The 21,994-nt window shown below is 74.6% G+C and carries 25 protein-coding genes; 15 read left to right on the top strand and 10 right to left on the bottom strand.

Annotated features, from left to right (window positions below):
• On the bottom strand, positions 1 to 1,322 hold a 1,322-nt coding region (locus ACFVX9_RS08705; protein WP_387981052.1), incomplete at its 3' end, for a TetR family transcriptional regulator.
• A 209-nt stretch (positions 1,323 to 1,531) separates the two neighbouring features.
• Between ACFVX9_RS08705 and ACFVX9_RS08700 the strand changes: the two genes are divergently transcribed.
• Complete coding sequence (locus ACFVX9_RS08700; RefSeq protein ID WP_380380317.1) at positions 1,532 to 2,689, top strand: acyl-CoA dehydrogenase family protein; 1,158 nt, start codon at positions 1,532 to 1,534, stop codon at positions 2,687 to 2,689.
• Positions 2,690 to 2,803: 114 nt separating this feature from the next.
• Here ACFVX9_RS08700 and ACFVX9_RS08695 read toward each other — a convergent pair whose 3' ends face one another.
• Positions 2,804 to 3,070: a hypothetical protein gene (locus tag ACFVX9_RS08695; protein ID WP_363375057.1), complete on the bottom strand. Its 267-nt coding sequence runs from the start codon at positions 3,068 to 3,070 to the stop codon at positions 2,804 to 2,806.
• Between the two features lie 143 nt (positions 3,071 to 3,213).
• Between ACFVX9_RS08695 and ACFVX9_RS08690 the strand changes: the two genes are divergently transcribed.
• The gene (locus tag ACFVX9_RS08690) at positions 3,214 to 3,531 is read left to right on the top strand and encodes a cupin (RefSeq protein ID WP_363375056.1); all 318 of its coding nucleotides are present in this window, start codon (positions 3,214 to 3,216) and stop codon (positions 3,529 to 3,531) included.
• 49 nt (positions 3,532 to 3,580) lie between these two features.
• Here ACFVX9_RS08690 and ACFVX9_RS08685 read toward each other — a convergent pair whose 3' ends face one another.
• Complete coding sequence (locus tag ACFVX9_RS08685) at positions 3,581 to 4,192, bottom strand: TetR/AcrR family transcriptional regulator (RefSeq protein WP_363375054.1); 612 nt, start codon at positions 4,190 to 4,192, stop codon at positions 3,581 to 3,583.
• Between the two features lie 135 nt (positions 4,193 to 4,327).
• On the opposite strand from ACFVX9_RS08685, the gene ACFVX9_RS08680 reads away from it, so the two are divergent.
• The 8 genes from ACFVX9_RS08680 to ACFVX9_RS08645 all read left to right on the top strand — a co-directional run bounded on the left by ACFVX9_RS08680 (position 4,328) and on the right by ACFVX9_RS08645 (position 11,123).
• The gene (locus ACFVX9_RS08680; RefSeq protein ID WP_380380320.1) at positions 4,328 to 5,872 is read left to right on the top strand and encodes an MFS transporter; all 1,545 of its coding nucleotides are present in this window, start codon (positions 4,328 to 4,330) and stop codon (positions 5,870 to 5,872) included.
• Positions 5,873 to 6,100: 228 nt separating this feature from the next.
• Positions 6,101 to 6,670: a methyltransferase family protein gene (locus ACFVX9_RS08675; protein WP_387981049.1), complete on the top strand. Its 570-nt coding sequence runs from the start codon at positions 6,101 to 6,103 to the stop codon at positions 6,668 to 6,670.
• Positions 6,671 to 6,962: 292 nt separating this feature from the next.
• Complete coding sequence (tatA, locus tag ACFVX9_RS08670; RefSeq protein WP_063348755.1) at positions 6,963 to 7,259, top strand: Sec-independent protein translocase subunit TatA; 297 nt, start codon at positions 6,963 to 6,965, stop codon at positions 7,257 to 7,259.
• Between the two features lie 151 nt (positions 7,260 to 7,410).
• Positions 7,411 to 8,829 carry a hypothetical protein gene (locus ACFVX9_RS08665; protein WP_380487871.1) on the top strand — a complete coding sequence of 473 codons (1,419 nt, stop codon included), beginning with the start codon at positions 7,411 to 7,413 and terminating at the stop codon, positions 8,827 to 8,829.
• Between the two features lie 115 nt (positions 8,830 to 8,944).
• On the top strand, positions 8,945 to 9,478 hold the full coding sequence (locus tag ACFVX9_RS08660; RefSeq protein WP_079135787.1) for a potassium channel family protein: 534 nt from the start codon (positions 8,945 to 8,947) through the stop codon (positions 9,476 to 9,478).
• 85 nt (positions 9,479 to 9,563) lie between these two features.
• Positions 9,564 to 9,974 carry a VOC family protein gene (locus ACFVX9_RS08655; protein ID WP_380487873.1) on the top strand — a complete coding sequence of 137 codons (411 nt, stop codon included), beginning with the start codon at positions 9,564 to 9,566 and terminating at the stop codon, positions 9,972 to 9,974.
• An 88-nt stretch (positions 9,975 to 10,062) separates the two neighbouring features.
• Positions 10,063 to 10,500 (top strand): helix-turn-helix domain-containing protein, encoded by a 438-nt coding sequence (locus tag ACFVX9_RS08650; protein ID WP_380380328.1) that lies wholly within the window; start codon positions 10,063 to 10,065, stop codon positions 10,498 to 10,500.
• On the top strand, positions 10,497 to 11,123 hold the full coding sequence (locus tag ACFVX9_RS08645; RefSeq protein ID WP_380346440.1) for a glyoxalase: 627 nt from the start codon (positions 10,497 to 10,499) through the stop codon (positions 11,121 to 11,123). Before ACFVX9_RS08650 ends, ACFVX9_RS08645 begins: the two co-directional genes overlap by 4 nt.
• A gap of 33 nt (positions 11,124 to 11,156) precedes the next feature.
• Here the strand turns inward: ACFVX9_RS08645 and ACFVX9_RS08640 are convergent, their stop codons facing one another.
• From ACFVX9_RS08640 to ACFVX9_RS08630, 3 genes are all read right to left on the bottom strand, one after another.
• The gene (locus tag ACFVX9_RS08640; protein WP_380380330.1) at positions 11,157 to 12,773 is read right to left on the bottom strand and encodes a protein kinase; all 1,617 of its coding nucleotides are present in this window, start codon (positions 12,771 to 12,773) and stop codon (positions 11,157 to 11,159) included.
• 412 nt (positions 12,774 to 13,185) lie between these two features.
• On the bottom strand, positions 13,186 to 14,319 hold the full coding sequence (locus ACFVX9_RS08635; RefSeq protein ID WP_380487398.1) for a hypothetical protein: 1,134 nt from the start codon (positions 14,317 to 14,319) through the stop codon (positions 13,186 to 13,188).
• The gene (locus ACFVX9_RS08630; protein ID WP_380487400.1) at positions 14,316 to 15,197 is read right to left on the bottom strand and encodes an RNA polymerase sigma factor; all 882 of its coding nucleotides are present in this window, start codon (positions 15,195 to 15,197) and stop codon (positions 14,316 to 14,318) included. The genes ACFVX9_RS08635 and ACFVX9_RS08630 overlap by 4 nt, the downstream gene beginning before the upstream one ends.
• A 205-nt stretch (positions 15,198 to 15,402) precedes the next feature.
• Between ACFVX9_RS08630 and ACFVX9_RS08625 the strand changes: the two genes are divergently transcribed.
• The 3 genes from ACFVX9_RS08625 (at position 15,403) to ACFVX9_RS08615 (ending at position 17,972) form a co-directional block, all read left to right on the top strand.
• Entirely contained in the window at positions 15,403 to 16,113 is a 711-nt protein-coding gene (locus tag ACFVX9_RS08625) for a VC0807 family protein (protein ID WP_380487402.1), read from the top strand.
• Between the two features lie 173 nt (positions 16,114 to 16,286).
• Positions 16,287 to 17,027 (top strand): tyrosine-protein phosphatase, encoded by a 741-nt coding sequence (locus ACFVX9_RS08620; protein ID WP_380378860.1) that lies wholly within the window; start codon positions 16,287 to 16,289, stop codon positions 17,025 to 17,027.
• A gap of 195 nt (positions 17,028 to 17,222) precedes the next feature.
• Complete coding sequence (locus ACFVX9_RS08615; protein WP_380378858.1) at positions 17,223 to 17,972, top strand: Clp protease N-terminal domain-containing protein; 750 nt, start codon at positions 17,223 to 17,225, stop codon at positions 17,970 to 17,972.
• 61 nt (positions 17,973 to 18,033) lie between these two features.
• On the opposite strand, the gene ACFVX9_RS08610 is transcribed toward ACFVX9_RS08615, so the two are convergent.
• Positions 18,034 to 18,525, bottom strand: a complete 492-nt coding sequence (locus ACFVX9_RS08610; RefSeq protein WP_063348748.1) for an NUDIX hydrolase — start codon at positions 18,523 to 18,525, stop codon at positions 18,034 to 18,036.
• A 204-nt stretch (positions 18,526 to 18,729) separates the two neighbouring features.
• Between ACFVX9_RS08610 and ACFVX9_RS08605 the strand changes: the two genes are divergently transcribed.
• Complete coding sequence (locus tag ACFVX9_RS08605) at positions 18,730 to 19,068, top strand: STAS domain-containing protein (protein WP_380487409.1); 339 nt, start codon at positions 18,730 to 18,732, stop codon at positions 19,066 to 19,068.
• Here the strand turns inward: ACFVX9_RS08605 and ACFVX9_RS08600 are convergent.
• The 3 genes from ACFVX9_RS08600 to ACFVX9_RS08590 all read right to left on the bottom strand — a co-directional run bounded on the left by ACFVX9_RS08600 (position 18,976) and on the right by ACFVX9_RS08590 (position 20,967).
• On the bottom strand, positions 18,976 to 19,953 hold the full coding sequence (locus ACFVX9_RS08600) for a sigma-70 family RNA polymerase sigma factor (RefSeq protein ID WP_380378856.1): 978 nt from the start codon (positions 19,951 to 19,953) through the stop codon (positions 18,976 to 18,978). The two genes, ACFVX9_RS08605 and ACFVX9_RS08600, sit on opposite strands and share 93 nt — an antisense overlap.
• Positions 19,954 to 20,263: 310 nt before the next feature.
• The gene (locus tag ACFVX9_RS08595; protein ID WP_063348746.1) at positions 20,264 to 20,536 is read right to left on the bottom strand and encodes a hypothetical protein; all 273 of its coding nucleotides are present in this window, start codon (positions 20,534 to 20,536) and stop codon (positions 20,264 to 20,266) included.
• 164 nt (positions 20,537 to 20,700) lie between these two features.
• Complete coding sequence (locus tag ACFVX9_RS08590; protein ID WP_063348745.1) at positions 20,701 to 20,967, bottom strand: UBP-type zinc finger domain-containing protein; 267 nt, start codon at positions 20,965 to 20,967, stop codon at positions 20,701 to 20,703.
• Positions 20,968 to 21,196: 229 nt separating this feature from the next.
• Between ACFVX9_RS08590 and ACFVX9_RS08585 the strand changes: the two genes are divergently transcribed.
• Entirely contained in the window at positions 21,197 to 21,958 is a 762-nt protein-coding gene (locus ACFVX9_RS08585; RefSeq protein WP_387981042.1) for an SDR family oxidoreductase, read from the top strand.
• The last annotated feature ends 36 nt before the right edge of the window (positions 21,959 to 21,994 follow it).

Here is a 21,994-nt window from a genome sequence, read left to right as displayed (position 1 = left end):
TTTTTTTTTCTTGTTGTCTTAGGCCCCCCTCGCTGTGGGAACGCCCACCCCCCGGTGGTGTGTTCCCCTCCGTTGAGGGGGGGGGGGCCCCCCCGGCCGCCGTCCGTTCCGGGCAGTCCGAGGACGGCCCGGCCGAGGTGCAGCAGGCAGTCCCCGAGGTCCGGGCGGGCGCTGTGCGGGCGGTTCCGCACCCCGTCGTTGACCAGCGCGAACAGGGCGTGCACCCGGATCCGGGCCTCGACCGCGTCGTACTCGGGCCGGACCCGCCGCAGCAGGCCGACCCAGGTGCGCAGGAAGTCGCGCCGGAAGTCCACCGCGACCCGGCGGTCCGGCGGGGCCAGCCGCTCCGTCTCGCTCAGCATCGCGCCCAGGTAGTCGCCGTTGCGCAGCGCGAAGCCGACGTACGCGCCCAGGCCGGCCGCCAGCGCCGCCTCCGGCCCGGCGGCGGCCGCGAACGCGCCGTCCACCTCCTGCCAGAGCCGTTCGCGGCTGCGCACCAGCGAGGCGGCGAGCAACTGGGCCTTGCTGTCGAAGTGCCGGTAGACGCTGGGGCCGGAGATGCCGACGGCGGCGCCGAGTTGGTCGGTGCTGACGTTGTCGAAGCCGCGCTGGTGGAAGAGCCGGACGGCCGCCGCGAGCAGCTCCTCGCGGCGTGCCTGCGGCCTGGGCTCCGGCGGCCCGGGGGCGACAGGATCGGCGGCAGGGTCGGTGGCGGGACCTGGGGAGACAGCGGGATCCGGGTGGACAGCGGGATCCGGGTGGGCGGCGGCGCCGCGCAGGGAGGCCGCGAGGACGGCGGCGACGAGTTCGCGCAGCACCGCCTCGGCGCGGCGCGGCTGCGGCGCGGCCGACTGGTAGGAGAGCCCGGTACAGGCGGAGAGCGCCGACCAGCAGAGCAACTCGGCGTCCGGCGACGCAAGTTCCGGCCGGTCGGCGCGCAGCACGGCGGTCATCAGCGCGACGTCGGCACGCAGTTCGCGGCGCAGCGCCGCCCGCCGGGCCGGCGGCAGCAGCCTGGCGTCGCGCTGCACCAGGGTGCCGAGCGGGCGGTGTCCGACCGCGACGGCGGCCAGCGCGGCGCCGAGGTCGCCGGTGGTGCGGGCCCCGCGCAGCCCGCAGGCCAGCGCGTCCAGCCCCAGCCGGACGGCACGGTCGAGCAGTTCGGGCTTGCCGCGGAAGTGCCGGTAGAGGGCGGGCGCGGTGATGCCGACCCCGGCGGCGACCTCGGTCATGGAGACCTGGTGGTAGCCGCTGCGGTGGAACCGGTCGGCCGCCACGGCGAGGATCTGGGCGCGCCGCCCGGGCGGTCGTCGGACCACCATGGCGAGCCTCCCTCCCGCGCTCCGGACTGCCGACCGAAGGCTAGCAGGGATTCACTTGAGGGCGCCGACCGCCGGTGGCCACCGACCTTTTCCGGGGCCGTCGACCCTGGACAGCCGAAGCTACCCGGGATTAACTTGTGAGGCCATCACCTGGCACGTTCAGCCCCCGCCGGCGCCCGCAGCCGGTCACCACCGAAGGGAGCGCCGCCGTGCGCCGCACCGTGTTCAACGAGGACCACGAGGCCTTCCGGGAGACCATCCGGGACTTCATCGCCAACGAGGTCGTCCCGGTCTACGAGAGCTGGGAGGCCGACGGCCACCCGCCGCGCGACTTCTACCGACAGCTCGGCGCGCTCGGCGTCTACGGCATCGAAGTGCCGGAGGAGTACGGCGGCGCGGGCGAGAGCGGCTTCAAGTACCAGACGGTGATCACCGAGGAGACCGCCCGGGCGGGCGTGAGCTTCGGCTCCTCGGGCGTGCACACCGCGCTGGTCCTGCCCTACCTGCTGGAGTACGCCACCGAGGAGCAGAAGCGGCGCTGGCTGCCCGGCTTCGTCTCCGGCGACATCATGACCGCCATCGCGATGACCGAGCCGGGCGCCGGCTCCGACCTCGCGGGCATCGCCACCACCGCGCGGCTCTCCGAGGACGGCACCCACTACGTCCTGAACGGCGCCAAGACCTTCATCACCGGCGGCGTGCTGGCCGACCTCGTCCTGGTGGTCTGCCGCACCGCCCCGTACGACCCGGACAACCGCCGGGCCGGCCTGTCCATCCTCTGCGTGGACACCACGTCCCCCGGCTACACGGTCGGCCGCAAGCTGCAGAAGATCGGCCTGCGCACCTCGGACACCGCCGAACTGGCCTTCAGCGACGTCAAGGTGCCGGTGGAGAACCTGCTCGGCGAGGAGGGCCGGGCCTTCTCCTACCTGACCCACAACCTGGTGCAGGAGCGGCTGGCGATCGCCGTCAGCGCGTACGCGTCGGCGGCCGCGGCGGTGCGGTTCGCGCTCCAGTACGTCAAGGACCGCAAGGTGTTCGGCAAGGCGGTGGCCGAGTTCCAGAACACCAAGTTCACCCTGGCCGACTGCGAGGCCCAGGTGGTGGCGCAGCAGTCGATGGTGGACCGCGCGCTGGAGCTGTACCAGCAGGGGGAGCTGACCGTCGCCGACGCGGCCGCCACGAAGCTGTTCTGCACCGAGTCGGCCTCCACCGTCATCGACAAGTGCCTTCAGCTGCACGGCGGTTACGGCTACATCCTGGAGTACCCGATCGCCCGGCTCTACACCGACAACCGGGTGTTCCGGATCTACGGCGGCACCAGCGAGGTCATGCGCAGCATCATCGCCAAGTCGCTCGGCCTGTAGGCGGGGCAGGCGGGTCCACAGCCGCGGCGGGCCGCACCCCCATGGCGGCCCGCCGCACCCGGACGGGCGCACTCGGCCGGGGCCGGCGGGTGCGGCTCAGGCGGACGGGTGCGATCAGTTGGGCGAACCGTGCTCCGCGCGCCAGGCCTCCCAGCCCGCACTGGACGCCACCTTCGCCTCGCGCAGCGCCCGCTGGGCGAACGCGGCCGGCGCGGTCTCCAGGCTGCGCACCCAGCTGCGGCCCGCCGTGGCCAGCGCCGCGCACACCATCGCCGCCCCGGCCACGCCGAGCACGGCACCGATACCGGTGAGCAGCGCGCCGCCGGCCAGCAGCGAGCGGTTGACCTGGAACCCGCCGGAGATTGTCTCGTTGATCGCCATGCCTCCACGATGCGGGCACTCGCCGGGGGCTGCACGTCGAACGGCTCCGGGTGCGCGAGCCGAGCGCGTCCGCGAACCTGGGCACACGGCGCCGGTCCGGGCGCCCGGGGTCGGCCCGGCACGCCGGGTCAGGAGGACGCGCGATGCCCGATCTCGAACAGCTCGCCGTGGAACACCTCGCCCGGGCGGCCGAGAGCCCACACGGGCGCAGCGCCCACCTGGTGCTCCACGACGGCGTCCTACGGCAGACCGTGATCGCGCTGACCGCGGGCACCTCGCTGGACGAGCACACCCCGCCGACCGCCGGCAGCGTCCAGGTGCTGCGCGGCCGGGTCTCGCTGACCATCGCCGGCCGGCACCAGGAGCTGCCGGTCGGACGGCTGGAGCCGGTGCCGCAGGAGCGGCACGGGCTGCTGGCCCACGTCGACTCGGTGGTGCTGCTGACGGTGGTCACCGCCTAGCGGGGCGGCGCCGTCGACAGCGGGCGGAGCGGTTGACGGCTGGCAGCCGTCAGCGGGCGGCAGCGGGCGGTGACGGCACCGCGGGGCTGAGCACGCTTGCGCTGACCAGCCGCAGCCCGCGCAGGAAGTCCCGCCCGCTCGGCGCCAGTTCGGGGGCGGCCAGCCACTGGGCGGCGTACCCGGCCAGCAGGGTCTGGTAGAAGGAGCCGCGGACGATCTCCTCCTCGGTGTCCGGCACTTCGGGCAGCCCCTGGAACAGCGCGGCGAGACCGAGCCGGCCCTCCTTCTGCGCCTCCGCGAACGCGTGCGCCAGCTCGGGCGCGTGCGCGGCCTGGGCGAGCGCCTCGAACTGGGCCGCCCAGAGCCCGCGGTGCTCGGTGAAGACGGTCCTGAGGCCGTCCCAGACCGCGGCGAAGCGCTCCTCCGGGTCGTCCGACACCCGGTTGGCGGCGTCCACCACCGCGCCCAGGGCCGCCCCCATCTCCCCGATCGCCTCGATCATCGCCGCGTTGAGCAGCGCGTCCTTCGAACCGAAGTGGTAGCCGATCGCGGCCAGGCTGACGCCCGAGGCGGTCGCGACGTCACGGGCGGTGGTGCGCCCGTACCCCTTCTCGTACAGGCAGCGCTTGGCGCCGGCCATCAGGTCTTCGCGGTTTCCCATGACCCGATCCTACGGAAGGACTGCACAAATGTCTTGCACGAATGTCTCGCACGGTCGTCTCATGCATTCGTCTCACACGAGCGATTTACACGGATGTACTAGACAGGCGTCTGACACGCCCGTACCGTCTTCCCCATGACCGCAACCACCGGCCGCGCAGGCCGTCGCGAATGGATCGGCCTGGCCGTCCTCCTGCTCCCGACCCTCGTCCTGGCCATGGACATGGGCGTGCTCTTCTTCGCCGTCCCCTTCATCTCCACCACGCTGGCACCCAGCGGCACCCAGCAGCTGTGGATCATGGACATGTACTCGTTCCTGCTCGCCGGGCTGCTCATCACCATGGGCTCGCTCGGCGACCGGATCGGCCGCCGCCGACTGCTGATGATCGGCGCCGCCGGCTTCATCGGTGCCTCGCTGCTCGCCGCCCGGGCCGACACCGCCGACCAGCTGATCGCCGCCCGCGCCCTGCTCGGCGTCGCCGGGGCCACCGTGATGCCCTCGACGCTCGCGCTGATCCGCAACATGTTCCACGACCCCAAGCAGCGGCAGATCGCCCTCGGCGCCTGGGGCGGCGTCCTCACCGCCGGCGCCACCCTCGGCCCGGTCGTCGGCGGCCTGCTGCTCGACCACTTCTGGTGGGGCTCCACGTTCCTGGTCGCCGTCCCGGTGATGGCCCTGGTGCTGCTCACCGCGCCCGCCCTGCTCCCCGAGTACCGCTCCACCGCCCGCACCGGCCGCTTCGACCTGCCCGGCGCCGCGCTCTCGATGGCCGCGATCCTGCCGCTGGTCTACGGCGTCAAGACCCTCGCCGTGGACGGCTGGAGCCCGCTGCCCGCCCTCGCCGTCCCCGTCGGCCTGCTCCTGGCCGCCGCGTTCGTCCGGCGCCAGCGCACCGCCGCCGACCCGCTGATCGACCTCGGCCTGTTCCGGATCCGCACCTTCAGCGGCGCGATCAGCGTCAACACCATCGCGATGTTCGCGATGATGGGCTTCTCCCTCTTCACCTCGCAGTACCTGCAACTGGTCAAGGGCATGAGCCCGCTCACCGCCTCGCTCTGGTCGCTGGTGCCCAGCGTCGGCGTCGGCGCGGCCGTCGGCACCAGCTCGGCGCTGGCCGGCAAGGTCCGCCCGGCGGCCCTGATGGGCGGCGGGTTCCTGGTCGGCGCGGCGGGCTTCGCGCTGATGACCCAGGTCGGCGCACACTCCCCGCTGGCGCTCATCCTCGTCGCGGCGGGCGTCCTCGCCGCCGGCACCGTCGGCACCATGACCATGACCGCCGAAATGGTCGTCTCCGCCGCCCCCGTCGAGCAGGCCGGCGCCGCTTCCGCCACCTCCGAGACCGCCGTCGAACTCGGCAGCTCACTCGGCATCGCCCTGCTCGGCGCGGCCGGCGCCGCCGTCTACCGCCACCAGCTGGACGGCGCCCTCCCCGCGGGCGTCGACGGCGAGGCCGCCCGGACCGCCCAGGACACCCTCGGCGGCGCGGTCACCGTCGCCGGCCACCTGCCCGGCCGGATCGGCACGGACCTGCTGGAGACCGCCCGGGCCGCCTTCACCGACGGCCTGCACGTCGCCGCGGTGGTCGGCCTGGTCTTCGCCCTCGGCGCCGCCCTGCTGGCCTACCGCCTGATGCGCCACCTCCCCGCCGCCGCCCCGGCCCCGGAGGCCGTCACCGTCTGACCCACCAGGACCGATCCACGCGAGTCATCGAGAGCCCCCGCCCCCTCGGGCGGGGGCTCTCCGCCGCTCCCACCCCACCTCTACCGGTACCGGTACCGGTAGACCTCACGACGGTCCACCTGGGGGTGGAGGGCGGGGCGTCCACCCCCAGGGGCGTGCGTCGGCGGCCCCCGGGGAGGACCGTGAAGGGGTACTGGCCCGTCCCTCCTATCCGCCGGGAGCCGCCGCATGTCCCTGACGACCCTGTTCTCCCTCCTCGGCATGCTCTGCTGGGTCGGCTACGAGCTGATGCTGCGCCGCCGCGAGGACTCCGCCGCCGGCACCTGGCGCGCGGACGACCGCGACCGCGGCTCGACCCGGCTGCTGCTCGCCTGCTACGTAGCCGCGGTGCTGGTCGTGGTGCTGTTCGGCCGCGCCGGGATCGGCGAACTGCCGCCCTGGGCCCGCTGGTTCGGGATCGCACTGATCGCCGCCGGGCTGGCGCTGCGGGCCTGGGGCATGCGCACCCTGGGCCGCTACTACACCCGCACCCTGCGCACCGTGGACACCCAGCGCGTCGTCCGCAGCGGCCCGTACCGGCAGATCCGCCACCCCGGCTACGCCGGCAGCCTGCTGGTCTGGACGGGCTACGCGCTCGGCCTGGGCAGCTGGCCGGCGGCCCTGCTGGTGCCGGCGCTGCTGCTCGGCGCGTACGGCTGGCGGATCGCCGCCGAGGAGCGGCTGCTGCTGGCCGCCTTCGGGCCGGAGTACGCGCAATACCGGCGGATGTCGAAGCGACTCGTGCCCTTCGTGTACTGAGCCGCCGCCGATCGGGCGGTTGTCGGCTGCGACCCCTGGCGACGGGAGCGAAGGGGCCCGAGGGGCGGGTGTTGCGCGGCGCGGTGCCGTGCGGGCTGGTCACGGGTGTGCGAGCCGGACCGGGCCGGTTCCGGCCGCTGCCGCGGGCGCTCGCGTTCCGCTCGAACGGCACCTGCTTTTTGGCCAGCGTTTCCCGGCCGGTGTATCCGTTCGCCGTCGTCGCCAGGCATACTGGCCAGCACGGGCGCTCGCCCACCCTTGACTCTAGACAAGAAGGGACCGGTGGCCAGGGATGCTGCGGAACGGTCTTGAGCCCTGGCACCTCCTGGTGGTGCTGGCGATCGTCATCCTGCTGTTCGGGTCGAAGAAGCTGCCGGAGATGGCCCGCGGCCTCGGCAAGTCGATGCGCATCCTGAAGGCGGAGACGAAGGCGCTGCGCGAGGACGAAGCCCCGGCGGACGCGGCGCAGAGCGCCGGCACCGCGCAGAGCACCGCCGCGCCGCAGCCGGCCGCCACGACCCCGCCGGCCGTCACGCCGACCAACGTGACCAAGGCCACCGAGACGAAGCGGCCCGAGACGGCCGTCTGAGTCCCGCTCTTTTCCGGAAGCCCCCGGTACCGTCCGATGACGGTGCCGGGGGTTTCTGCTGCATCCGGGCTGCTCACGGCCCTCCCGACTGGCCGTCCGATCTGATCCGTTATCTCCTGGTATGCACCTACCGGAGGAACGGAGTCGCGGCATGCCCACCGACGAACCGGGCGACGAGCCGCCCGTCAGACCGCCCGTCGGACCCCCGGGCGGACCGCCTGCCGGACCGCCGGGCGGACCCCCCGGTGAATCCCCCGGTGAACCGCCTGCCGGGTCGCCCGACGAGCTGGCCGACCTGCGGGCCCGCCTGAACGCCGCCGAGGCCCACCAGGCGCGGCTCACCCGGCAGTTGGAGACCCGCCCGGACCGCCACCGGGTGCGCTCCCTCTTCGCCGTCCTGCTGATCCTGCTGGCCTGCGTGCTGACCCCGCTGAGCGCCGTCGCGGTGTGGGCGAGGTCGGAGATCGGCGACACCGACCGGTACGTCGCGACCATGGCGCCGCTGGCCAGGGACCCGGCGGTCAGGGCGGCCGTCACCAACCGGGTCACCGACGAGATCGTGACGCGGATCCCGGTCGACTCGCTGCTCGACACCATCGCCCCCGACGACCGGCCCAAGCTCGGCGCGCTGCTGAACGGCATCGGCCAGGCCCTCACCGACGGGCTCACCGGCTTCGTCCGCAACCAGGTCCAGCGGGTGGTGGACAGCGACGCCTTCGCCACCCTCTGGACGGACGTCAACCGGCAGGCGCACACCGCGATCGACCGGATGCTGACCGGGCAGGGCGGCGGCGCCGTCGAGGTCAGGAACGACACCGTGGTGCTCGACCTCGCCCCGGTGATCGCCCGGGTGAAGACCGCGCTGGTCGACAACGGGCTCACGCCGGCCGCGAGGATCCCGGAGATCCACACCTCGTTCACGCTGGTGCAGTCCTCCGCCATCCCCAAGGTCCGCACCGGCCTGCGGCTGCTGGACCTGGCCGGCTTCTGGATGCCGGTGATCACGCTGGCCTGCGCGGTCGGCGGGGTGCTGCTCGCGGTCCGGCGGCGCCGGGCGGCGGTCACGGTGGCGCTGGGGATGGCCGGCGGGGCGCTGCTGCTGGGCATCGGGCTGAGCGTGTTCCGGGCCGTCTACCTGGACGGGCTCCCCGCCGGGGTGGACCAGTCGGCCGCCCAGGCGGTGTACGACGCGCTGGTGCGCTACCTGCGCTCCGCCGTCCGGGTGGTGATCGCGCTCGGCCTGATCGTCGCGCTCGGCGCCTGGATCAGCGGCGGCGGGCGCTGGGCCCGCACCGCGCGCGGCAGCTGGCACGCGGGGCTCGGCGCGGCCCGGAGCACCGCCGAGCGGGCCGGGCTGCGGCTCGGGCCGGTCGGGCGGTTCGTCCACCGCTGGAAGGCCTGGCTGGGCTGGGCGGCGGTCGCGGGCGCGGCGCTGGCGTTCGTGCTGTGGAGCTATCCGACGGTGCTGGTGACGCTCTGTCTGGCGCTCGCGCTGGTCGCCGTCCTGGCGGTGCTGGAGCTGCTGGACGAGCCCGGCCGACCGGACGGAGGAGCCCCGGCCTCCGCCTGAGGGGCGGTCGGCGGGGGCCGGTACCGCGGCCGCCGCCGACCCGCCCCCGGACGGTCCGGCCCGAACGGCCCAGCCCGGGACGCGCCCGACCCGGCGCAGCCGCAGGCTGGACGCGATGTCCGGAAGCCAGCCACCACCACCGCAAGGCCGGGTCGACCCGAGGTCCGCGCTCTGGCTGCTGGGCGCCTGCACCGCGCTGATCCTCGCGTACTGGATTCTCCCCCTGCGCCGGCTCGGCTACCACCACCCCGTCCTCAGCTGGCTGGTGTTCACCGCCGCGCTGGTCGGCCTGAGCGGCCTGCTGCTGGCGAAGACCACCGCCGTGCTGCGGGGCGACGCGAAGCGCCCGGTGGCCTGGCTGTCCTTCCTGATCTTCCTCGCGATGACCATCTTCGCCGCGACCTACTACGTCATGGCCGCCCGTCCGGGCGATTTCGATGGGCTGGTCACCCGGCTCGACGCCCTGTACTTCACCGTCGTCACCCTGGCCACCGTCGGCTACGGCGACATCACCCCGGCCGCACAGGCGCCCCGCCTCGTGGTGATCCTGCAGATCGGGTACACCTTCGTCTTCCTCGCCACGGCGGCGGGGACGCTGTCGCGGGCGATCCGGGCGAACGTCGAGACCCGGAGCCACCGCAAGCCGTGACGTTGTCCACAGGCTGTGGACGGCCACGTCCGATCGGTCAGGATCCGAGAAGCACGCCCGCGCGGCCACACCTAGCATCGGCGCCATGGACATCACCATTCACACCAGCGTCCTCCCGCACGACGACCCGGACGCGTCCCTGGTCTTCTACCGCGACGTCCTCGGCTTCGAGGTCCGCGGCGACGTCGGGCAGGGCAAGATGCGCTGGATCACCGTCGGCCCCGCCGGGCGGCCCGACACCTCCATCCTCCTGGCGCCGCCGGCCGTCGACCCCGGGGTCACCGAGGACGAGCGCCGCACCATCGCCGAGATGATGGCCAAGGGCACCTACGGCTGGATCCTGCTGGCCACCCGGGACCTCGACGGCACCTTCCGGGCGGTGCAGGCCGGCGGCGCCGAGGTCGTCCAGGAGCCGACCGAGCAGCCGTACGGCATGCGCGACTGCGCCTTCCGCGACCCCGCCGGCAACCTGATCCGCATCCAGGAACTGCGCTGAGCCGTCCGGCCGCGCGCCGGCCGTACGGGCCGTGCAGTCCCTGACGGCCGCGACGGCCGGAGTCGGGCCCGGTGAGAGGAGTCCTCCCGTGTGTCACCCCTCGTGGGCCCGCGCCCGCGCGGCGGCGCAGCGACTGAAAGACCTCGCGCGGCTGCGCCGCGTCCGGGACCGGATCGACCGCGAGTACGCGCGGCCACTCGACGTCCTGGCGCTCGCGCGCGACGCCGGCCTGGCGGCCGGGCAGCTCAGCCGCGAGTTCCGGCTGGCCTACGGCGACTCGCCGTACGACTACCTGACGGCGCGTCGCGTCGAGCGCGCGGCCGCGTTCCTGCGCTGCGGCGGCCTCGGCGTCACCGCGGTCCGCCGCGCGGTCGGCTGCACCTCGCCGGACGCCTTCCGCACCCGCTTCACCGAACTGGTCGGCATGCCGCCCGACGACTACCGGCGCCGCGCACGACGGGCCCCCGGACCGGTCAGGATTCGAGAAGCCCCGGCCACCGGGCCCCACCTAGCGTGGAGGACATGACTTCCATCGACTCCCTCATCCTCGACGTGGCCGACCCCACGGCCGCCCGCAGCTTCTACACCACCGCCTTCGGCCTGGACACGCAGCTGCGCCTGCGGGCCTCGCAGGAGCCGACCACCGGCTTCCGCGGGTTCACGCTGTCGCTCACGGTGTCCCAGCCCGCCACCGTCGACGGCTTCGTCGACGCCGCCCTCGACGCCGGCGCCACCGCCCTCAAGCCCGCCGCGAAGTCGCTCTGGGGCTACGGCGGCGTCGTCCAGGCCCCGGACGGGACGATCTGGAAGATCGCGACCTCCGCGAAGAAGGACACCGGCCCGGCCACCCGGCGGATCGACCGGCTCGTGCTCCTGCTGGGAGTCGCGGACGTCTCCGCGAGCAAGCGGTTCTACGTCGACCGCGGCCTCGCCGTGGCGAAGAGCTTCGGCCCGGTGTACGTCGAGTTCGCCACCGGGTCCAGCCCGGTCAAGCTCGCGCTGTACAAGCGCCGGGCCCTCGCCAAGGACGCCGGAGTCTCCCCCGACGGCAGCGGATCGCACCGGCTCGTGATCGGCGGCACCGCCGGAACCTTCACCGACCCGGACGGGTTCGCCTGGGCCGCCGAACAGCCCGCGGCCGCGCGCTGAAGCGCCCCGCCGGACAGAACTTGGGCCCTGCGGTCACCAGTCCTGGTTGTCGGCGGCCGTGGCGTGCAGGGTGATCAGCAGGGCGCCGAGGCGGGCGTTCCAGTTGGCGCTGGTGGGGCCGTCGATGGCGTGCTTCTTGGCCAGGTCGCGGATCACCTTCTGGGCGTCCTTGAGCTCCTGGGCCGCGTCGTCCGGATTGCCCTCGTTGAGGCGGGCGGAGGCGTCGTCGAGGATCCGCAGCAGCTCCGCCTGGCGGTCGTGCTCCTTGCCCCCGACCGGGGTCTGGACGACGGCCTGGCGGAAGGCGTTGAGCTGGAGGGCCGCCCCCTGGTTGCGGGGGACGCCCGGGTTGGGGGCCGTGGGGAGACCGGCCGGGGTGGTGGGGGCCGCGGTGGTGGGCGTCGGGGTCGCCGCGGGGGTGGACGCGCGGGCCGGGGTGCTGGGCGCGGCAGCCGGGGTGCTGGGGGCGGTGGCCGCCGGCGGCTTGGCGGGAGCGGGAGCGGCGGCGTTGCCGGCGGGCTCGTCCAGGGCGGCGACGGCCAGGGCGGTGACGCCGGCGAGTCCGGCCACGCCCAGTGCGCCGAGGACGAGGGGCCTGCGGCGGCGGTTGCGGTTGCGGCCGGCGGCCCCGGGCGGGGCCTGCCGGACGGGCGCCATCAGCGAAGTGGCCGGCGGGGCCTGCGGGACGGGCGCCATCAGCGAGGTGACGGCCGGGGCCTGCGGCGGGAGCAGGGTGGTGTGCTGCTGGTTGGGGTTCACCGGCCGTACGGGCGGCAGCAGTTGGGTGGCGGCGGCGGTGGCGAGGAGTTCCGCCGTCGGGTCGCCGACCGCCAACCCGGGGATGGTGGAGAGGAGTTCGGCCCGCGCCGCGACGGCGTCCGCCGGCCGGTCGGCGGGGTTCTTGGCGAGCAGGCGCAGCACGGCCGCGTCCAGCGCGGGCGGCAGGCCGGGGCGGCGGTAGGACGGCGGCAGGGGCTGCTCGCTGACGTGCTTGAAGGCGATCGCCACCGGCGTCTCGGCGGTGAACGGCGTCTCGCCGGTGAGCATTTCGGTGAGCACGCAGCCGACCGCGTAGAGGTCGGTGCGGCCGTCCAGGGGCGAGGCGGTGGCCTGCTCGGGCGACAGGTAGGCGGCCGTACCGAGCACGCTCGCCGTCTGGGTCAGGTTGCTGGACGAACCGGCCCGGGCGATGCCGAAGTCGACGACCTTCACCCCGCCGTCGTCGGTGATCATGATGTTGCCGGGTTTGATGTCCCGGTGGACCAGCCCGGCCGCGTGCGCGACCGCCAGCGCCTCGCAGACCGCCGCCGCGATGCCGACGGCGCGTTCCACCGGCAGACCCGGCTGCTGCGCCAGCACGGCGGCGAGCGAACGGCCGTGGACGAGCTCCATGACGATGAACGGCGTGCCCTGGTCGACGCCCGAGTCGAAGACCATGACGATCCTCGGGTGCACCAGCATGGCCGCGTGCTGCGCCTCGCGGCTGAACCGCTCGGCGAAGCGGGGGTCGTCGGCGAGTCCCCCGTTGAGGACCTTGACGGCCACCTGACGGCCCAGCACGTGGTCCAGCCCGCGCCAGACGGTGGCCATGCCGCCGACGCCGAGTATCTCGACGAGTTCGTAACGCCCGTTCAGCGCCCGTCCGATCACCTGGGACTCCCCTCACGTGCCGTGCCCGGTGTTCCGGGCCGCCTCGTGCACCTGTGCACGATAGCCGCACCGCCGGACCGCACCGCCGGGGGCGGGGAGGCGGTCGGGGGACCGGGCAGCGGTCCCCCGACCGCCGGCGCGGGGGTGCGGCCCGCCCTGACTGCGGGAGGGCGGGCCGCACGTTCCAGGCCGACCGGGCCGGCGGCGCGTCCGGGGTGGGCGCCTGCCGATCCGGCCGGGGCCGGCCGGGCGGCCGGGCGGCACGGGGAGCCGACCGGCCACCCGGGGTCTTCGGGTGGTACTGACGAGCGGTACTGCGGGTGGTGCGGGTGGTGCGGTCCTGCGGGTGGTGCGGTCCGGGTGGGCGGCGAGCCCGGGGGGAGTCGCTCGCCGCCCACCCGGAGTTCCTGGGTTATCTCCGGCCCGACTGGCTGTCGTCGGGCCGGTCGGGCCGGTCGGTCCTGCTCGGGCGGACGTCGGGCAGGGGCGGCGCGCTCGGCGGCGCCGGGACGGTCACGCCGGGCCGGCCGGGCTTGGCCCCGTTGCCGCCGTTGCCCTTGTCCTGGCCCTTCTCTTGGCCCTTGTCCTGACCGTTGTCCTGGCCGTTGCCCTTGTTCTTGTCCTGCCCGTTGCCCCGGCCGTCCTCGGTGTTCCCCTTGCCCACGCCAGGGCCGGGGGTGGGCCGGCCGGGTTCGTGGGGCTGTGCGGTGGCGCCCGGGTGGTCGTCGTCCTCTTCGCCGAGCGCCTCCGCGCAGTAGTCCGCCACCTTCTCCGCCCCGCCGGCCGCCGCGACCAGCGGGCCGAACCGCGGCTCGGTGGCCGGTGACCGCTCGCCCCGGCCCGACCAGTCGGCGAAGCCGTGGCAGAGGGCGACCAGTCCGGGCGCGAGCGGCCGGGCACCGTGCCCCTCGGCGTCGCCGTCGCCGTCGGTATCGGTGGAGGGGGTGCCGGGCTTCGCGGCGGTGGACGGTCCGACCAGCTGCGGACCGCCCGAGGCGGAGCCGCCGCCGGACGGGCGGACGGACGAGGTGCCGGGCGCGGCACTGCCGGGCGAGGAGGCGGACGAACCGGCCGACGCATCGGCGGACGCGGTGCCGGGCGCACTGCCGGAGGGCCCGCCCGCGGCGGCGAGCGCGTGCTCGGGTGCGCCGGACCCGCCGCCCAGCGGGGACGGCAGGTTGCCGGTGCCGGCGGCGACCGCGACCCCGCACAGCGCGGTGGCGCCGAGCACGGCGGCAGTGGCCTTCGTGCTGAAGGCCCTGGCCAGCGCGGCGGTTGCCATCGATCGTCTCCGGACGGGTGTGGTCACTACGGGGTCGGGCGTGAGACGCGCCTCCCGGAACGCGGTCAGGGCGGCCTGCTCCCCGGCCAGTTCGTCGGCCGTCGCCGGGGCGGCGGCCGCGGCGAGGATCCGGGCGAGCGGCCCGGGACCGCCGTCCGGTCCGGTGAGCGAGGCGTCCTGCCCGGCCGGCGGGCCGCCCACGGCACCGCCGAGCAGATGCTCGGCAGCGTCACGGTCGATCCGACGGGATCGGTTGGTGCTCATCTCATGTCCTTCAGCGTCGCGGCCCGGCGTTCTGTCACACCTTGCGGAGAACTTTTTCCCGCAGGCTTTCCCGCGGATTTCCCCGTGGGCTTCCCGGCGGCCTTCCCCGCGGTTTCCTCGGCGGGTTCCTCGACGGGCCCCTCGGTACGGCGCCGGCCGGGCCGGCCGGGCCGCCGCACGGCCGGTTCGGCCTCGCGCGCGGCGGGGATCCCGACCCCGGCCGCGAAGGACTGCTCCAGCAGCGTGGCCAGTTTCCGCAGCCCCCGGTGGGCGGCCATCCGGACGCTGCCGGCCCGCTTGCCGAGCACCCGGGCGGCGCTCTCGGCGTCCAACTCCATGACCACCCGCAGCAGGACGGCCTCGGCCTGGTCGCGCGGCAGCCGGGAGATCAGCGCCAGCGCGTCGGCGGTGCCGACGGTGGCCAGCGCGGCGCCCGCGGTGTCGTCCCCGGCGGCCAGCCCGGCCAGGTACTCGAAGGGCAGGTCGGCGACCGGGCGGCGGCGCCGGGCGCGCAGGTGGTCGAGCGCGCGGTGACGCGCGACGGTGGCGGCCCAGCCGCGGAAGCCGTCCACGTCACCGGAGAAGCCGCCCAGGTCGCGGGCGATCTGCAGCCAGGTCTCGGAGGCGATGTCCTCGGCGTCCTGGGCGTCCTCGGGGCGGCCGCCGACCAGGACCCGCAGGTAGCGCAGCAGGCCCGGCTGGACGGTCCGGAACAGCAGCCGGAACGCCTCCTCGTCCCCGGCCTGGGCGGCCCGGACGGCCTCGGTCAGATCGGCGGGAGCGGGGGCCCGGCCCGCTGGCGGGCCGACGGAAGGGACTGGTCCGGACCGGCCGACGGGGCTGCCGGTGCCCGCTCCGGGGCGCTCTGCACTCTGCACCCGCCACATCATGGGCCATCCGGGCGAACGCGACCCCGCGAGCCGGGAGAAGTCGCAGGTCGGAGCGGCTGTCACGGCCCGCACCATGACAGCTGTCACGCGGATCCGGCAACGGACGACACTGCTCTGACGGAGGGTCGGACGGAAACACTGGAGGCACGACGCGGGCAGCGGCCCGCGGCCACCAGCAGGGAAGGAACCCGCCGTGAACCGGACCGTCACCATCACCGCCGCGACCACCGCCGAGGCCGGCGCGACCCCGAACCCGTCGGCCTCCGGGCTCCGCCCGCTCGCCATCGACGTGGTCGCCCCGCTGGCCGGCTACTACCTGCTGCACTCGGTCTGCGACCTGAGCGTGTTCGCCGCGCTGGCGTGGAGCAGCGCCATCCCGGCCGCCCGGACCGTGCTCGGCCTGCTGCGCGAGCACAGGCTCAACCTGTGGGCCGCGCTGATGCTGACCGTGAACCTGGCGGGCCTGGCGCTCACGTTCGTCACCGGCGACGCCCGGCTGATGATCGCCAAGGACGGCGGGCTGAGCGGCACCGTGGCGCTGGCCGTCCTGATCTCGGCGCTGGTCGGCCGGTCGGTGATGACCCCGGTGCTGATGCCCTTCCTCACCAAGGGCAAGCACGACCGGGCCGCCGCCTGGCAGCGGCTGGTCGAGGGCCGGGCGGCCGGCTCCCTGGCCTTCCGGCGCCACGAGCGGGTGTTCGCGGGTGTCTGGGGCACCGCGCTGCTGGCCGACTGCGTCGCCCGGGTGGTCGGCGCCTTCACCCTGCCGGTGGCGACCATGGCCTGGCTGTCCACCGTGTTCATGATCGGCGCGATCGCGGCCGGCGCGATGCTCGGTCGGATCGCGGCCGATCCGATGGAGAAGCTGGTCGCCGCCGAGACCGAAGCCCCGACCGCCGCCTGACCTCGCCTGCCATCTACCTGCCGCCCGGGGGAGCATCACCGCCCCCGGACGGTGCCCGAACCGGCCCCAACGCCGGGTGTCGGCGATCCGAACAGCACGGAACCATCCGGATCTCCCGGGAGTCCTTCATAACGAGGGGGTAACGGGACCCCCGGTCGAGGAAACGGGGCCCCATGAGCCGGACGCACGCGCTGACCACCACCGAGGACCGCACCCTCGTGTGGGACGGCTGCCTGAACGTCCGCGACCTGGGCGGACTGCCCACCGTCTCCGGCCGGCCGACCGCCCGCGGGGCGATAGTCCGGGCGGACAACCTGGACCGCCTCACCGCCGAGGGCTGGGACGCCCTCCTCGACCACGGTGTCCGCACCGTGGTCGACCTGCGCAACGCCGAGGAGTACAAGCCGCTCCTCCCGCTCCCCGAGGGCGTCGAGCTGGTCCGCGTCCCGCTGGACGAACTCGCCGGCCCCGCCTGGTGGGAGGCCTACGGCCGACTGGACGGCACCCCGCTCGCGCTCCGCCCCTACCTGGACCACTGCCCGCACGCCGCCGCCGCGCTGATCGCCGCCATCGCCGGCGCCCGCCCCGGCGGCCTGGTCGTGCACTGCGGCGCCGGCCGCGACCGCACCGGCCTGGCGGCCCTGCTGCTGCTCGCCCTGGCCGGCGTCGAACGGGCCGCGATCGTCGAGGACTACCAGCTCAGCGGCCCCAACGTCCGCCCGCTGTACGGGATGCTGGGCCTGCCGGACCAGTACCACCGGATCGACGCGGTGCTCGCCGAGGCCGGCACCACCGCCGAAGCCGCCCTGGCGGGCGCACTGGAGGGCCTCGACCCGGCGGGCTACCTGCTCGCCGCCGGGGCCACCCCTGCCGAGGTCGCCGCCGTCCGGGCCCGGCTGCTGCCCGCCGCGTAGCGGCCACCGGGCCTGGCCGGCTCCCGCAACTCGGCCAGCTGGAAGTTGAGTTCGCGAGGCGGCTCGGCCTCGGGCAGGGCCGGGATCCGCGGCCCGCCCATCGGACGCCTCCGTTCCGCAGGGTCACCGAAGACTACTCACGCGTAGCGTCAACCGATGGTTGACGACCTGGGATCGACAACCTACGGTTGACGCATGGAGAATCCCGTCGTTCCCAACACCACTCCGCTGCGCCTCGACGACCTGATCGCCGCGATCAAGAAGGTCCACCCCGACGCGCTCGACCAGTTGTCCGACGCGGTCATCGCCGCCGACCACCTCGACGACCTCGCCGACCACCTGATCGGCCACTTCGTCGACCAGGCCCGCCGCTCCGGCGCGTCCTGGACCGACATCGGCCGCAGCATGGGCGTCAGCAAGCAGGCCGCCCAGAAGCGGTTCGTCCCCAAGGACCCGGGCACCCCCACCGACCTCGACCCCAGCCAGGGCTTCGCCCGGTTCACCGACCGGGCCCGGAGCGTCGTGATGGCCTCGCAGGAGGAGGCCAGGGCGGCCGGCAACGCCGAGATCACCGCCGAACACCTCCTGCTCGGCCTGCTCGCCGAACCGGAGGGCATCGGGCTCAAGGCGCTCGCCGCCCAGGGCGTCACCCCGGAGGCCGTCCGGGAGGCGGCCGCCGCCGCCCTGCCGGCCGCCACCGAGCAGGTGCCCGCGCTGATCCCGTACGACGCGCAGGGCAAGAAGGTGCTGGAACTGACCTTCCGCGAGGCGCTGAAGCTCGGGCACAACTACGTCGGCACCGAGCACATCCTGCTCGCCCTGCTGGAGCTGGAGAACGGCTCGGGCGTGCTCGCCGGCCTCGGCGTCGAGAAGTCCGAGGCGGAGACCTTCACCTCCGAGGCCATCAAGGCCATCATCGCCGCCCGGAACGCCGAGCAGGCGTGAGACGGGCCCGGCCCCGGGAGGAACTCCCGCCCGGGGCCGGTCGGTTGGGCCGGGGTGGGACTCAGAAGCCGGAGATGGGCGTGCTGACGATCCGCACCCGGCCGTCGGCGGCCGCCTCCAGCGCCGCCCGCAACCGGACCGAGCGGGCCGGGCCGAGGAGTTCCAGCGCCTCCTCGACGGTGGCCCATTGGTGCCGGTCCAGTTCACCGGCCGGGACGGTCACGGGGGTGCCGTCCGGGACGGTGCCGAAGTCGAACATCAAGTGCTGCGCCGGGTGGTCGAGTTCGGACGAGGGGTGGGTCCAGGAGATGGCCAGTAGATCCCCGGTCGCCTTGACGATGCCGGTCTCCTCCAGCAACTCCCGCGAGGCGCACTCCACCGGGCCCTCGCCGAGGTCGATCGTGCCGCCCGGGAACTGCCAGTACTCGCGGTACCCGGCCTTCACGATCAGGATCCGGCCGGACTCGTCCCGCAGCAGGCAGCCCGCCGCCGCGTAGATCCTGGGCAGGGACGCCAACCATTCCTCACGGGACTTCAAGGGCTCAGCCGTCACTGCGATCCTCCTGGGGCACGGTGGTTCTGCACCGCCCACTCTGCCACCGACCCGCCCGGGGCCGTCGGTTCAGCGCTGGGCCGTCGGTTCAACGCTGGGCGGAGCACAGGCCCACGCTCTCCTCGGCCAGGGCGGAGCTCCGGGAGGTTGCGAGAAGTTCCGCCGGAGCCGATGAGCCCGGACCGCCGGGCCGGTCCAAGCAGCATGGACACCACGCCGAAGCCCCCGACCGCCCCCGCCCTGACCTGCGACCTGACCTGCGACCTGGGCGCGCTGACCGCGCCCGACCTGGCCGTCGTCGACGCCCTCGCCCGGCTGCGGCTCGCCGCCGCTCGGCACGGGGTGGGCGTGGTGCTGCTGAACGCGAGCGGCCCGCTGCGGGAACTGCTCGCGTTCAGCGGGCTCGCGGCCCTGCTGCCGGGGGGCGTGGACCCCCTCGACCTCCGGGGGCTACTCGGCGGCCAGCCGGGGCGGGAGGCCGAACAGCGGGAAGAGCACGTCGGTGTCCAGGAAGTTGGTGAACCCGGTGATCCGGCCCGCTGACACCTCCAGCACGATCAGCGCCCACGGCTCGTGCCCGCCCGCCGGGCTCGGCCGGTACTGGGCGAAGGCCGGAGCGCCGTTGGCCGTCACCGGGACCAGCCGGGAGCCGCGGCAGCCGTGGCCCGGGCCGAGCATCCAGGCCCGGATCTCGCCCTGCCCCCGCAGCCACATCGCGTACGGCGGCATGTTGAGCGTGACGTCCTCGTGCAGCAGCGCGGCGAGGCCGTCCATGTCGTACGCCTCGAAGGCGCGGACGTAGCGGTCGAGCAGCGCGCGGTGGTCGTCGTCCAGGGCGGGGGCCGGACGGGCGGCCGCGCCGTCCCCGGCGAGCACCGCGCGCGCCCGCTGCAGCGCGCTGTTCACCGAGGCCACCGTGACGCCGAGCAGTTCGGCCACCTCGGCGGCCTTCCAGCCGAGCACCTCGCGCAGGATCAGCACGGCCCGCTGCCGGGGCGCGAGGCGCTGCAGCACGGCGACGAAGGCCAGCTTCACCGACTCGCGCCGGGCCGCCACCTCGGCCGGGTCGCCCGTCTCGGGCAGCACCCGGCCGTCCGGCGCGGGGCCGATCCACGTCACCTCGGGCAGCCGGGTGTCGCTCGCGGTGGCCACCGTCACCGGGCCGGCCAGGTCCATCGGGCGGGCCCGGTTGTTGCGGCCGTTCAGCGCGTCCAGGCACACGTTGGTGGCGATCCGGTACAGCCAGGAGCGCAGCGCGGCGCGGCCCTCGAAGCCGCGGTGGCCCCGCCAGGCGCGGACCATCGTCTCCTGCACCGCGTCCTCGGCCTCGAAGACCGAGCCGAGCATCCGGTAGCAGTAGCCCGTCAGCTCCGTCCGGTACCGCTCCAACTGGAGCTCGACCGGCTCCTCCGTGATCAGGTCGGCCATGGTGCGCCCCCGTCGTCCCGCCCCGTGCTGGTGAACGGCACGAAGGTACTCCAGCCCACTGACAACCGCCCGGCGCGCCCCCACACCGACCGCGAACCACCCCGGACACCCTCCGAGCACGCGTCGGGGGGGGGGGGGGGGGAAGAGAGAGGAGGGACCCGACCCAAGACCGCCCACTGCGAGGGGGTGTTTTTTCTTTCTTGCGTCTTTTCGTCCCCTCCTACATGTAAAGACCCCCTCGTACTCCTCCGGAGGGCTTTGGTGGGGCTGGACACCGACCTGCCCCCCCCCCCCCCGGACCCGGATCCGCTCAGTGGGCGGAGTGCTTCTCCGCGCCGCGGTGCCGGTGGCCCTTCAGCTCGGCGTGCATCGACGGGGCGGCGTGCCCCGCCGAGGCCGCCCGGTCGCGGCCACCGTGCCGGAAGGCGTCGGGCACGGCGTACCCGGCGGTGGCGGAGGACATGGCGTCGGCGCGCAGCATCGGCACCAGCCGGGTGGGCGCGGTCGCCATGCCGCGGCGCTCCAGCAGTTCCTGGGTGCCCCGGCGGAGCTGGGCGGTGCTGCCCGGTGTTCGCTTGGTCATCGTCGGCCTCCCTTCGGCGGTCACCGGCCGGACGGATGTCGACCGGAGGGGCCGGGGGCCGCACGGGCGTTATGTCCGGATTTTATCGGGGTTGCGCCCGGATGCCACCGGGAGATGCCACCGGGAACGGGCCTCGGCTTCCCCGAGCCGGGCCGGCCCGGGCCTCAGCCCATGACCTCGTGGACGAAGCACCAGCGCCAGTCCTCGCCCCGCTCGTACGAGCGGATCACCGGATGCGAGGTGTTGTGGAAGTGCGCGGTGGCGTGCCGCTGCGGCGAGAAGTCGCAGCAGCCGATGTGGCCGCAGTCCAGGCAGATCCGCAGGTGCACCCAGTCCCGGCGCCCCTGGGCCAGGCAGTCGGCGCAGCCGTCGACCGGGGGGAGGGGCTCGATGCCCTGGGGGGCCGCGGCGAGGTCTTCGCAGGCACTCATGCCCGCAGGGTAGTGACGGCCCGGCCGGCCCCGGCCTCAAGACACGCCGCGCGCCCGGTCGGCCTTCCCGGCGCCAGGGTGGTCCTGCCGCACCCAGGACCGCGGATCCCGGGAAAGCGCATCCCAGGAAGGCCGCACCCGGGACGCACACGGCCCTGGGCGAACCTCCGCCGCCCGCGCACAGTTGTCGTCGTCAGCCCCACCACCCTCCCAGGCCCAGGAGCCACCGATGAGCTACCCCGCCCTCGCCGCCCGCACCGCCGTCGTCACCGGAGCCGCCAGCGGCATGGGCGCGGCCACCGCCCGCCTGCTCGCCGCCCACGGCGCCCGGGTCGCCCTGCTCGCCCGCCGCACCGACCGGCTCGACACCCTCGCGGCCGAGCTCACCGCCGCCGGCGGCCAGGCCCTCGCCGTCACCGCCGACATCACCGACCAGGCCTCCGTCGACGCCGCCGCCAAGGCCGTCCACGACGCCTACGGCCGGGTCGACCTGGTGGTCAACAGCGCCGGCGTGATGCTGCCCAACCCCCTCGCCGACGGCCGGACCGACGAGTGGACCCGCATGGTCGACACCAACCTCACCGGCGCTCTGCGGATCATCCGCGCCTTCGCCGACGACCTCACCGCGGCCGCCGCCGACGGCCGGGCCGCCGACCTGGTCAACGTCTCCTCCATCGCCTCGCGCGTCGTCTTCCCCAACTACGCCGTGTACGGCGCCACCAAGGCCGCGCTCACCCAGCTGTCCGCCGCCCTGCGCTCCGAACTCAGCCCCCGCGACGTCCGGGTCAGCTCCATCGAGCCCGGCCTGACCGACACCGAACTCGGCGGCCACATCGACAACCCCGCCCTGCGCGAACAGCTCGGCGGCATGTTCGCGGCCATCCCCGCACTCACCGCGGACGACCTCGCCGACCTGATCGCCTACACCGTCAGCCGCCCCCGGCACGTCAACCTGAGCCACACGGTCGTCGTGCCGACCCGGCAGGCGTAGGGCCGGTCCCCGAACTCCCCCGATCCGGGTCGGCTT

This window comes from Kitasatospora sp. NPDC058243 (assembly GCF_042882025.1).
GTDB lineage: Bacteria > Actinomycetota > Actinomycetes > Streptomycetales > Streptomycetaceae > Kitasatospora.
This window is presented reverse-complemented; position numbering and strand designations above follow the sequence as displayed.

Excerpts from the sequence above, each read along its gene's own strand:
- ACFVX9_RS08600 (WP_380378856.1), bottom strand. The coding sequence starts at position 19,953 with ATGGCCGACCTGATCACGGAGGAGCCGGTCGAGCTCCAGTTGGAGCGG.
- ACFVX9_RS08660 (WP_079135787.1), top strand. The coding sequence starts at position 8,945 with ATGTCCGGAAGCCAGCCACCACCACCGCAAGGCCGGGTCGACCCGAGG.
- tatA (WP_063348755.1), top strand. The coding sequence starts at position 6,963 with ATGCTGCGGAACGGTCTTGAGCCCTGGCACCTCCTGGTGGTGCTGGCG.
- ACFVX9_RS08595 (WP_063348746.1), bottom strand. The coding sequence starts at position 20,536 with ATGACCAAGCGAACACCGGGCAGCACCGCCCAGCTCCGCCGGGGCACC.
- ACFVX9_RS08695 (WP_363375057.1), bottom strand. The coding sequence starts at position 3,070 with ATGGCGATCAACGAGACAATCTCCGGCGGGTTCCAGGTCAACCGCTCG.
- ACFVX9_RS08615 (WP_380378858.1), top strand. The coding sequence starts at position 17,223 with ATGGAGAATCCCGTCGTTCCCAACACCACTCCGCTGCGCCTCGACGAC.
- ACFVX9_RS08620 (WP_380378860.1), top strand. The coding sequence starts at position 16,287 with ATGAGCCGGACGCACGCGCTGACCACCACCGAGGACCGCACCCTCGTG.
- ACFVX9_RS08605 (WP_380487409.1), top strand. The coding sequence starts at position 18,730 with ATGGACACCACGCCGAAGCCCCCGACCGCCCCCGCCCTGACCTGCGAC.
- ACFVX9_RS08665 (WP_380487871.1), top strand. The coding sequence starts at position 7,411 with ATGCCCACCGACGAACCGGGCGACGAGCCGCCCGTCAGACCGCCCGTC.
- ACFVX9_RS08680 (WP_380380320.1), top strand. The coding sequence starts at position 4,328 with ATGACCGCAACCACCGGCCGCGCAGGCCGTCGCGAATGGATCGGCCTG.
- ACFVX9_RS08655 (WP_380487873.1), top strand. The coding sequence starts at position 9,564 with ATGGACATCACCATTCACACCAGCGTCCTCCCGCACGACGACCCGGAC.
- ACFVX9_RS08685 (WP_363375054.1), bottom strand. The coding sequence starts at position 4,192 with ATGGGAAACCGCGAAGACCTGATGGCCGGCGCCAAGCGCTGCCTGTAC.
- ACFVX9_RS08590 (WP_063348745.1), bottom strand. The coding sequence starts at position 20,967 with ATGAGTGCCTGCGAAGACCTCGCCGCGGCCCCCCAGGGCATCGAGCCC.
- ACFVX9_RS08675 (WP_387981049.1), top strand. The coding sequence starts at position 6,101 with ATGTCCCTGACGACCCTGTTCTCCCTCCTCGGCATGCTCTGCTGGGTC.
- ACFVX9_RS08635 (WP_380487398.1), bottom strand. The coding sequence starts at position 14,319 with ATGAGCACCAACCGATCCCGTCGGATCGACCGTGACGCTGCCGAGCAT.
- ACFVX9_RS08585 (WP_387981042.1), top strand. The coding sequence starts at position 21,197 with ATGAGCTACCCCGCCCTCGCCGCCCGCACCGCCGTCGTCACCGGAGCC.
- ACFVX9_RS08690 (WP_363375056.1), top strand. The coding sequence starts at position 3,214 with ATGCCCGATCTCGAACAGCTCGCCGTGGAACACCTCGCCCGGGCGGCC.
- ACFVX9_RS08645 (WP_380346440.1), top strand. The coding sequence starts at position 10,497 with ATGACTTCCATCGACTCCCTCATCCTCGACGTGGCCGACCCCACGGCC.